Origin of the sequence: Parvibaculum sp. (assembly GCF_035511255.1) — a bacterium.
Classification (GTDB): domain Bacteria; phylum Pseudomonadota; class Alphaproteobacteria; order Parvibaculales; family Parvibaculaceae; genus Parvibaculum.
The window spans coordinates 1-10,390 of sequence record NZ_DATKFR010000482.1 but is presented as its reverse complement, the minus strand read 5'-3'; the positions used below and the strand labels follow the sequence as shown (position 1 = coordinate 10,390).

9 protein-coding genes are annotated in these 10,390 nt (G+C 67.1%); 8 read left to right on the top strand and 1 reads right to left on the bottom strand.

Annotated elements, in window-relative coordinates:
- Positions 1-23: 23 nt before the first annotated feature.
- The 8 genes from VMR03_RS17980 (at position 24) to VMR03_RS17945 (ending at position 9,624) form a co-directional block, all read left to right on the top strand.
- Positions 24-1,019: a MoxR family ATPase gene (locus VMR03_RS17980; protein WP_325407675.1), complete on the top strand. Its 996-nt coding sequence runs from the start codon at positions 24-26 to the stop codon at positions 1,017-1,019.
- 11 nt (positions 1,020-1,030) lie between these two features.
- Positions 1,031-1,972 carry a DUF58 domain-containing protein gene (locus tag VMR03_RS17975; protein ID WP_325407673.1) on the top strand — a complete coding sequence of 314 codons (942 nt, stop codon included), beginning with the start codon at positions 1,031-1,033 and terminating at the stop codon, positions 1,970-1,972.
- A gap of 6 nt (positions 1,973-1,978) precedes the next feature.
- The gene (locus tag VMR03_RS17970) at positions 1,979-4,786 is read left to right on the top strand and encodes a DUF4159 domain-containing protein (RefSeq protein ID WP_325407671.1); all 2,808 of its coding nucleotides are present in this window, start codon (positions 1,979-1,981) and stop codon (positions 4,784-4,786) included.
- A gap of 3 nt (positions 4,787-4,789) precedes the next feature.
- Positions 4,790-6,877, top strand: coding sequence for a hypothetical protein (locus tag VMR03_RS17965; RefSeq protein ID WP_325407669.1), 2,088 nt, complete (start codon positions 4,790-4,792; stop codon positions 6,875-6,877).
- A 113-nt stretch (positions 6,878-6,990) separates the two neighbouring features.
- Positions 6,991-7,113: a hypothetical protein gene (locus VMR03_RS17960; RefSeq protein ID WP_325407667.1), complete on the top strand. Its 123-nt coding sequence runs from the start codon at positions 6,991-6,993 to the stop codon at positions 7,111-7,113.
- On the top strand, positions 7,110-7,856 hold the full coding sequence (gene aztA, locus VMR03_RS17955; RefSeq protein WP_325407665.1) for a zinc ABC transporter ATP-binding protein AztA: 747 nt from the start codon (positions 7,110-7,112) through the stop codon (positions 7,854-7,856). Before VMR03_RS17960 ends, aztA begins: the two co-directional genes overlap by 4 nt.
- Positions 7,853-8,725 carry a metal ABC transporter permease gene (locus VMR03_RS17950; RefSeq protein WP_325407663.1) on the top strand — a complete coding sequence of 291 codons (873 nt, stop codon included), beginning with the start codon at positions 7,853-7,855 and terminating at the stop codon, positions 8,723-8,725. The genes aztA and VMR03_RS17950 overlap by 4 nt, the downstream gene beginning before the upstream one ends.
- 14 nt (positions 8,726-8,739) lie before the next feature.
- Positions 8,740-9,624, top strand: a complete 885-nt coding sequence (locus VMR03_RS17945; RefSeq protein ID WP_325407661.1) for a metal ABC transporter substrate-binding protein — start codon at positions 8,740-8,742, stop codon at positions 9,622-9,624.
- A 12-nt stretch (positions 9,625-9,636) separates the two neighbouring features.
- Here VMR03_RS17945 and VMR03_RS17940 read toward each other — a convergent pair.
- Positions 9,637-10,390: hypothetical protein (locus tag VMR03_RS17940; RefSeq protein ID WP_325407659.1), on the bottom strand; the 754-nt coding region annotated here is incomplete at its 5' end.

Here is a 10,390-nt window from a genome sequence, read left to right as displayed (position 1 = left end):
CGGCACACTCTATACTTAGGTCAATGCAGACACTCAGTGAAGCGGATGGCAACGCCGTCCAGGAAATCGAAGCCTCCGGCGCCAAGATCGCGGCGGCACGCGCGGCCATTGCGGAAGTCATCTACGGCCAGGAACAGGTCATCGACCAGACCCTGGTGACGGTGCTGGCGGGCGGACATGCGCTCCTCGTCGGCGTGCCGGGCCTCGCCAAGACCCTCCTCGTCCACACGATGGGCGTGGTGCTCGGCCTCGACGACAAGCGCGTCCAGTTCACGCCGGACCTGATGCCCGCCGACATTCTGGGCTCCGAGGTGCTCGAAGAGAGCGAGCGCGGGCACAGGAGCTTCCGCTTCATCAAGGGTCCGGTCTTCTGCCAGCTTCTGATGGCCGACGAAATCAACCGCGCGAGCCCACGCACCCAGTCCGCGCTCCTGCAGGCGATGCAGGAAAAGCAGGTGACGGTGGCCGGCGTCCGCTACGAATTGCCCTCGCCTTTCCATGTGCTCGCGACCCAGAACCCGCTGGAGCAGGAAGGCACCTATCCGCTGCCCGAGGCGCAGCTCGACCGCTTCCTGATGCAGATCGACGTGATGTATCCCGACCTCGAAGCCGAGCGCCGCATGCTGCTCGCGACGACGGGCCTCGAGGAAGTAACCGTGCGTCCGGCGATGACGGCGGACGATCTCCGCGCCGCGCAGCGCCTCGTGCGCCGCGTGCCGGTCGGCGAGAAGGTCGTCAACGCGATCCTCGAACTGGTGCGCGCCGCCCGTCCCGAAGAGGGTGCGTCGGAAGAAGTCGAACGCCATGTCGCCTGGGGTCCCGGCCCCCGCGCCAGCCAGGCGCTGATGCTCGCGGTGCGCGCGCGCGCGCTGATCGATGGGCGCTTCTCGCCCTCCATCGAAGACGTGAAGGCGCTCGCCGCGCCCGTGCTGCGTCACCGCATGGCGCTCAACTTCTCCGCCCGGGCGGAAGGCGTCACCGTCAGCGGGGTGATCGACCGCCTCTGCCGCAACATCTGAGGGAGACGCCCATGCGGCTTCCCTTCCCGCTCGCGGCGACCCCGGCGGCAACGGCGCTGCGCGAACAGGCAGAAGCGCTTGCCGAGGCCTTTCCGCCGCTCGTCGCCGAAGCCGAACATGTCGCGAGCACCGTCGCGCAGGGCGTGCATGGACGCCGCCGCACCGGCATGGGCGAAAGCTTCTGGCAATTCCGCCGCTTCCGTGAGGGCGACACGGCCGCCTCCGTCGACTGGCGCCATTCGGCGCGGTCGCGGCATCTCTTCGTTCGTGAGTCCGAATGGGAGGCCGCCGAAAGCGTCTGGATCTGGCGCGACGGCTCGCCGTCGATGGACTACGCCTCCGACAATCTGCTGACCACCAAGAAGAACCGCGCGACCGTGCTCGCGCTGGCGCTGACGTCGCTGCTCATTCAGGGCGGCGAGAATGTCGCGCCGCTCGGCGGCGGCTTCACGCCGACCACCGGCCGCACCGCGCAGCGGCGCATGGCGCATGCGCTGCTCGACGCCCCCGCCGGCGACGCGGCGGCACTTGCGAGCCTCCCCCCGGCCGAGCATCTGCCGCGCTATGCGCAAGTCGTGCTCATCAGCGATTTCCTGTCGCCGGTCGAAGAGATCGTCGCCAGCATCAAGAGCTATGCCGCCGAGGGCATTCGCGGGCATCTGATCCAGGTTCTCGATCCCGCTGAGGAAGACCTTCCCTTCAACGGCCGCACCGAGTTCGAAGGCATCGAGGAAAATCTCAGGCTGATGACCGGACGCGCCGAAAGGCTGCGCGCCGCTTATCATGCGCGTCTCAATCTGCACCGCGACCGCATCGTCGAGGCGGCGCGGCGCATCAATTTCACCTTCGCCACGCATCGCACCGATCGCGCGCCGCATACCGCGCTGCTCGCGCTTTACGGCGCGCTGTCCGGCGCCACGGACGCGCGCAGGCCGCCGCGTCCGGGAGTTTGAGCTCACATGCTTCATCTCGGCGCACTCGCCTTCGCCAGTCCCTGGATGCTGCTCGGCCTCATCGCGCTGCCCGCGATCTGGTGGCTGCTGCGCATCAGCCCGCCGCTGCCCAAGCGCGTGCGCTTTCCGGCGATCCGCCTTCTCATTGGCCTCGCGCATGAAGAAGAGACGCCGGCGCATACGCCGCTCTGGCTGCTGATCCTGCGCTCGGTGCTTGCCGCGCTCATCGTGCTGGCGTTGGCCGATCCGATGTGGAACCCGGCGCCGCGGGTCGCGGGCTCGGGCCCTCTCCTCATCGTCGTCGACAATGGCTGGGCAGCGGCGACGCGCTGGCGCGACCGCGTCAACGCGATGGACGCGCTGATCGCCGAGGCGCGGCAGGACGACCGCACGGTGCTGGTCGCGGGGACGGCGGCCTCCGCGACCGCGCCCGACACGGTCTTCAAGTCGGCCGACGACGCGGCGGCCCAGGCGCGCGCGCTGCAACCGCTGCCGCACGCGACGGACAGGCTGGCGCTGATCGAGCGCCTCGAGGCGTCCGCTTCAAAGCCCGCAGGCGGCGTGCAGACGATCTGGCTTTCCGACGGCATCGACGACGGCAAGATTTCCGCCTTCTCGGCCCGGCTTTCGAAACTCGCCGGCAGCCATGGGCTCGAAGTCGTCGAGCCGCGCGGCAACGAGCTTGCGCTGGCGCTGCTTCCGCCCGCGGTCGAAGGCGAGACTTTCGCTGCCACCGTCATCCGCGCGGAAGCGACCGCGCCTGCATCCGGCGCGGTGCGCGCGATCGAGGCGGATGGCGGCCTTCTCGGCGAGGCGCCGTTCCAATTCGATGTCGGGCAGCGCAAGACGACGGCGACCTTCGATCTGCCGATCGAATTGCGCAACCGCATCAACCGGCTCGAAATCGGCGGCGAGACCTCCGCCGGAGCCGTCAGCCTGATCGACGAGCGCTGGCGCCGCCGCACGGTCGGCCTCGTTTCGGGTGCTTCGGCGGACGAGGCGCAGCCGCTTCTCTCCGACCTTTATTATCTGCAACGCGCGCTCGAGCCCTTCGCCGAAATTCGCCGTGCCGCCGCCGACCGCGGCGCGAAGAGCGAGATCGTCGATCTCATATCGAAGCCGCTTTCGGTGCTGGTGCTTGCCGATCTCGGCAATCTCGTCGGCTCGGACCACGACGCGATCGCGCGTTGGGTGGAGGATGGCGGCGTACTGCTGCGCTTCGCCGGACCGCATCTCGCGGGCGCCGGCGACGATCTTGTACCCGTGCCGCTCAGGACCGGCGGCCGCGCGCTTGGCGGCGCACTTTCCTGGACGAACCCGCAACGCCTCGCGCCCTTCGAGGCGGGAAGTCCCTTCTTCGGCCTCGCCGTTCCAGACGACGTCACCGTGTCGCAGCAGGTGCTGGCGGAACCGACGCTCGATCTCGCGACGCATACATGGGCGCGTCTTGCCGACGGCACGCCGCTCGTCACCGCGACCAGGCGCGGCAAGGGCACGGTCATTCTCTTCCACGTCACCGCGAACAGCGAATGGTCGAACCTGCCCTTGTCCGGCCTCTTCGTTCAGATGCTGCGCCGCGTGGTCGGACTTTCGCAGGGCGTCGCCGCGACGAGCGCGGGCGAGAACGCGGCCGAAGCGACGCTCGCGCCCGTCCGCACGCTGGACGGATTCGGCCGCCTCGGCACGCCGCCCGCGACCGCGATCCCCATTCCCGCCGCGCATGTCGATGAAACGCCGGTGGGACCTCGCCATCCGCCGGGACTTTACGGTGCCGCCGATGCGCCGCGCGCCTTCAATCTCGGGCGCGAGGGCATGAAGCTCGAACCGATCGGCGCGCTCAGCGGCGTCGCCTCGCGGCATCCTTTCGCCGAAACGGGCGAGACGCGGCTTCGGCCCTGGGCGCTGGCGCTCGCCGTCGCGCTCATCGTCGCCGACGGCATCGCGGCGCTCTACGTCACCGGGCTTTTCGATGCGAGCCCGATCCGGAGACGCCGGCGGCGGACCGTCGTGCCGATGCTGCTCGCACTTGCCGGCGGGTTGTCGCTCCTGCATCCGCAACCCGTTCGCGCGGCCGATGCGGACAGTTTCGCGCTCAAGGCGACGATGGACACCCATCTCGCCTATGTCATCACCGGCGACCGCTCGGTGGACGATGTCAGCCGCGCGGGTCTTCAGGGCCTCTCCGACATTCTGCGCGAGCGCACATCCTTCGAGCCCGCCGAACCCATGGGCGTCGATGTCGCGCATGACGAGCTTTCCTTCTTTCCGGTGCTTTACTGGCCGATGACATCGGGGCAGGAAAATCTGTCCGCCGAGGCGCTGTCGCGCATTGATCTCTACATGAAGAATGGCGGCACGATCCTCTTCGACACGCGCGATCAGGACCGCGCCGTCGGCTCGCTTCCGGGGCCGGGTACGGAAACCCTGCGCCGCCTGCTGGGCCGCCTTGACCTGCCGCCGCTCAGACCCGTGCCGGAAGGGCATGTGCTGACGAAATCCTTCTACATTCTCCAGAGCTTTCCCGGCCGCTGGGCCGGCGGGCAATTATGGATCGAGGCGTCGAGCGCGGGAGCCACGCATAATGGCAGCGCCAATGACGGCGTTTCGTCGATCGTCGTCGGCTCCAACGATTACGCGTCCGCGTGGGCGCGCGACGCGAGCGGACGGCCGCTCTTTCCATGCGAGCCCGGCGGCGAACTCCAGCGCGAGATGTCGGAACGGTTCGGCGTCAACCTCGTGATGTACGCGCTCACCGGCAACTACAAGTCCGACCAGGTGCATGTGCCCGCGCTGCTCGAACGGATGGGGCAGTAGCACATGGGCGCCTGGGACATCATTTTCGAGCCGTCGGTGCCGCCCGCGCTCATCTTCGTGCTCGCGGCGGCGGGCATCGCCGTCATCGCCTATTCAGCCTTCAGGCGCGCGCGGGGAACGCCCTGGCGCGCGGCTGCGCTCGCCATCACCCTCGTTGCGCTGGTCAATCCGACGATGCGTCAGGAGGACCGGCAATCGGTTCCCGACGTCGCCGCGATCGTCGTCGACCGCAGCGACAGCATGGACATCGGCAAACGGCCGGCGGAGGCGCAGGCTGCCCTTGCCCGCGTCGAGGCGGGCCTCAAGGCGATCAAGGGCATCGAGACGCGCATCGTCCATGTCGAAGGCGGTGCCGAGGGCGCGGATGAAAACGGCGAAGGCACGCGCGCTTTCGCGGCACTCGAGCAAGCGCTTTCCGACGTGCCGCGCGAGCGCGTGGCGGGCGCGATCCTCATCACCGACGGCGAAGTTCACGACGTACCGAAGAACGCGCAGACGCTCGGTTTCAAGGCCCCGGTTCACAGCCTCATTGTCGGCCGCAAGAACGAGAGGGACCGTCGGCTCACCGTTCTCGAGGCACCGCGCTTCGGCATCGTCGACGAGCCGATGAAGCTCGCCTTCCGCGTCGACGACACCGGCGCGGTTGCAACGGAGAAAATTCAGGCGCCCGTCAGCATTTCGATCGACGGACAGGAGACGATGCGGACCAGCGTCACCGTCGGGGAGAAGACGGAGGTGACGCTGTCGCTGAAGCATGGCGGGCCGAACGTCATCGAGATCGACGTCGCGCCGGGTTCCGACGAATTGACGCTGCTCAACAACCGTGCCGTCGTCGTCGCCAACGGCATTCGCGACCGGCTGCGGGTTCTGCTCGTGTCCGGCGAACCGCATCCGGGCGAGCGGACCTGGCGCAACCTGTTGAAGGCCGACCCCTCCGTCGATCTCGTTCACTTCACGATCTTGAGGCCGCCGGAGAAACAGGACGGCACGCCGATCAACGAGCTTTCGCTGATCGCTTTTCCGACGCGCGAGCTCTTCGTCGAAAAGCTCGATCAGTTCGACCTCATCATCTTCGACCGCTTCAAGCGGCAGGGTGTGCTGCCGCTCGAGTATCTGTCGAACATCGCGCGCTATGTGGAAGATGGCGGCGCGGTGCTCGACGCGGCCGGCCCCGCCTTCGCGACGCCTTTCTCGCTTTACCGGACGCCGCTCGCCGCGGTGCTGCCGGCGCAGCCGACGGGCGACATCACACTTGGCGGCTTCAAGCCGGAGGTGACGGATACGGGCTGCAAGCATCCCGTCACCGCCGATCTTCCGGGGGCGGAGGGGTCTTCCCCGCAATGGGGGCGCTGGTTCCGCGTCATCGACAGCAAGGTCGATCGCGGCGAGGTCGTGATGAGCGCGCCGGGCGGACGACCGCTGATGGTGCTCGACCATGCCGGCAAGGGCCGCGTCGCGCAGCTCCTCTCCGATCAGATATGGCTCTGGTCGCGCGGCTTCGAGGGCGGCGGTCCTCACGCCGAACTGCTGCGCCGCCTTGCGCATTGGCTGATGAAGGAACCGGACCTCGAAGAGGAAAACCTCGCCGCCTCGATCGAAGGCGGCACGCTGGCCGTCCGGCGCCGCACCATGGCGGACACGACGCCGCCGGCCGAGGTGACCATGCCATCGGGCAAGACCGTGCCGCTGGCGCTGGAGAAAACCGCGCCCGGGCGTTTCGAGGGCCGGCTCGCGGCGAAGGAACTCGGGCTCTACCGCATCGCCCAGGGCGGGCTCAACGCGGTGACGGCGGCGGGACCGCTCAACCCGAAGGAATTCGCCGACGTCCGCGCGACCGACCAGTTGCTGAAGCCGATCGCCTCGGCGACCGGCGGCGGCACCTACTGGGTCGGCGCCGACGCCGACGACACGCCGCAACTGCGCGGCGTCCGGCCAGGTCACGATGCCGCCGGTAGCGACTGGATCGGCCTCCGGCGCAACGAGCAATATCTCGTCCGCGCGGTGCATCAGGTGCCGCTGCTCTCCGGGCCCATCGCATTGATCCTGATCCTCGGCGCGCTGGCGCTGGCCTGGCGCCGCGAAGGACGCTGACCCGCGCCGCATTACGCTTCTTTCATGCTGCCGGAGCCGCCATGCGCTTGCGGGTCCGGAACGGTCGGCGTATGGTCGCCGGATGTTATAATGTTGCATCCGGAAGCCCCGTCATGGAGCCCTCCCCTTCGCATCCCGTCTTTTCGGCGCTCGGCGCGAGCCTCTGGCAGAGGCTCGCCGTGGCCGGCGGCGCGGCCGCGCTGCTCTGGCTCGCCGTTCTGTGGGCCATCGCATGACGGGCGGCGCCATCGACATCGAGGATCTGACCGTCGCCTATGAGCGGCGGCCCGCCGTGCATCATCTGAGCGGCGGTTTCGCGGCCGGCAGCCTCACCGCAATCGTCGGTCCGAACGGCGCCGGCAAGTCGACGCTTCTCAAGACCATCGTCGGGCTGCTGACCCCGAGCACCGGCCGCGTCCATCGCCACGGGCTGGCGCGCCGCGACATCGCCTATCTGCCGCAGCAGGCGGAGATCGACCGCAGTTTCCCGATCAACGTCGCCGACACGGTGGCGCTCGGCCTCTGGAGCGAGGTCGGGCTATGGGGACGGATAACGGGCAAAGGCTGGCAACGCGTCGCCGAGGCGCTTTCGCATGTCGGCCTCGACGGTTTCGGACGCCAGCCCATCGCCGCGCTTTCCGCCGGACAATTCCAGCGCGTGCTCTTCGCGCGGCTTCTGCTGCAGGACGCGAAGCTCATCCTGCTCGACGAACCCTTCGCCGCCATCGACGAGCGAACCACATCCGATCTCCTCGCCATTATCCGCCAGTGGAACGAACAGGGCCGGACCGTGATTGCGGTGCTGCACGACATGGAACAGGTCCGCCAGCACTTCCCGGCGACGCTGCTGATGGCGCGCGAAGCGATCGGCTGGGGTCCGACGGAGGAAGTTCTGACCGAAAAGGCTCTCGCCCGTGCCCGCGTCCTCGCGCAGGGCTGGTCCAACGGACATCATCATTCGGCGGGACGGGCAGCATGATGCTCTACGATGCCATCGTCGCGCCCTTCGCCGATTACGGCTTCATGCGCCGCGCCCTCGTCGCCTGCCTCGCGCTCGCGCTTGGCTCCGGTCCCATCGGCACGTTCCTGGTGCTACGCCGCATGAGCCTGATGGGCGACGCGATGAGCCATGCGATCCTGCCGGGCGCCGCTGTCGGCTTTCTCGTCGCCGGGCTTTCGCTCTGGGCGATGTCGGCGGGCGGGCTCGTGGTCGGTCTTGCCGTCGCGCTGCTCGCCGGCATCGTCAGCCGGGCGACCTCGCTCCGGGAGGATGCGAGCCTCGCGGGTTTCTATCTCATCAGCCTCGCGCTCGGCGTGCTCATCGTCTCGACGCGCGGCTCGAACGTCGATCTGCTGCATGTGCTCTTCGGCAGCATCCTTTCGGTCGATACGCAGGCGCTGCTTCTGGTCGCCTCAATCTCGACCCTGAGCCTCGTCGCGCTTGCCGTCATCTATCGGCCGCTCGTCGTCGAATGCTTCGATCCGGGTTTCCTGCGCACCATCGCCGGCGGGGGCTCGCTCTATCACGTGATCTTCCTGGTCCTCGTCGTTCTCAACCTCGTCGCCGGTTTCCAGGCGCTCGGCACGCTGATGGCCGTCGGCTTGATGATGCTACCCGCCGCCGCGGCGCGCTTCTGGGCGACGGCCGTGTGGTCGCTCGCCGCCATCTCCATCATCATTGCTTTTATTTCAGGATGGATCGGGCTCCTTCTCTCCTACAATTTCGACCTGCCTTCGGGACCGGCCATCATCCTGACGGCGGGCGCTTTCTACGCGATCTCGATTTTCGTCGGCCGCCACGGGAGCCTGCGCAGCCGCTATTTCCCCGGCGCCCATTTCCACACCTGAACCTGGAGGCACTCATGAAGAAGCTGCTCGGCCTTTTCGCGGTCTCCCTGACGCTGATCGCATCGCCCGCTTACGCCGACCGGCTCGACGTCGTCGCGAGCTTCAGTGTGCTTGGCGACATGGTTCGGGAAGTGGGCGGCGACAAGATTTCGCTCACCGTGCTGGTCGGTCCCGACGGCGACGCGCATACCTTCGAGCCGAGCCCAAAGGATGCCAAGGCCATCGCTCACGCCGACCTCGTCGTCATGAACGGTCTCGATCTCGAAAAGTGGATGGAAAAGCTCGTCTCCGCCGCCGGCTACAAGGGCCCCACCGTCATCGCGAGCAAAGGCGTGAAGCCGCGCAGCATGATCGAGGACGGCGTAACCGTGACCGATCCCCATGCCTGGCAGGATCTCGCCAATGGCGCGCTCTACGCGCAGAACGTCGCCGCGGCGCTCGAGAAAGCGGACCCGCAAGACGCGGCGACCTTCCAGGCGAATGCGAGCAAGCTGTCCAAGGAACTCGCCGATCTCGACCAGTGGGTTCACCGGGAGATCAATGCGGTGCCGCCCTCGAAGCGGAAGGTCATCACCACGCATGACGCCTTCGGCTATTTCGGCGCCGCCTATGGCGTGACCTTCATGGCGCCGGAAGGCTTCAGCACCGAAGCGGAGCCGGGCGCGAGAGGGCTCGCGAAGCTCATCGACCAGATCAAGGAAGAGAAGATCAAGGCGCTGTTCATCGAGAACATGACCGATCCCCGCGTCATCCAGACGATCGCGAAGGAAACCGGCGCGAAGATGGGCGGCGAACTCTATTCCGACGCGCTGTCGAAGCCCGGCGGCGCGGCGTCGACCTATCCCGACATGTTCCGCAACAATGTGCCGAAGCTCGTCGCGGCGATGATGAAGAATTGAGCCGAGAGGCGATCAGCGCCAGGTGTCGAGATCGCGATATTTGCCCTGGATCGACTTCACCAGCTTGTCGCGCGTCTCGACCTTCTTGCCGAGATAAATCATGCAGGCCTCGGCATCGAGCTTGAAGCGCTGCGAACGCGGCAAGTCGATGAACTTCGGATCGTCCATCACGCCCGTCGCGACCCCGACGCATCCCGCCGTGGTGAAGCCGTTGTCTTCGTAGAAGTCAAAGAAGAGCGTCGGGCTGATGTTGTAGAAGCCGTGATTGAGCATGTTGAGTGGCACGTTGTGATAGGCGATGCCGCCGAGCTTCACCATGCGCGCGCAATTGAAGAGACCGGCCGCGATGTCGAAGATGTGTTCGGTCGTGCCGCCGTCGATGACGACGTCGTATTTTCCGCGCAGCGTCTCGGGAACGGGCTCGCTCATGTCGTGAACGATCTCGGAGCCTTCATATTGGGCGTAGTCGATCACATCGACCTTCACGTCGCCATAGAGCGAGAAGAAGCTGTCGAGGGTCGGCACGACGGAGATCAGCTTGCTGTCGCCGCCATGGATCGCGATGAGCTTGTCGCGGTTCGGCCGGTCGACGAGCTTCGCGCGCCAATCCGTGCCGTGGAAGAATTTTTCGTAGACGCTGTCGTTCAGGATCACGTCGGAATAGCCGAGGCAGGCAATCCGCACCGGGCCGTCCTTGCGCAGTTCGGGATCGCGCAACACGCGGTCGAGAATGTGAAGATCGCTGACGGTAATGCCCATGGTGCCC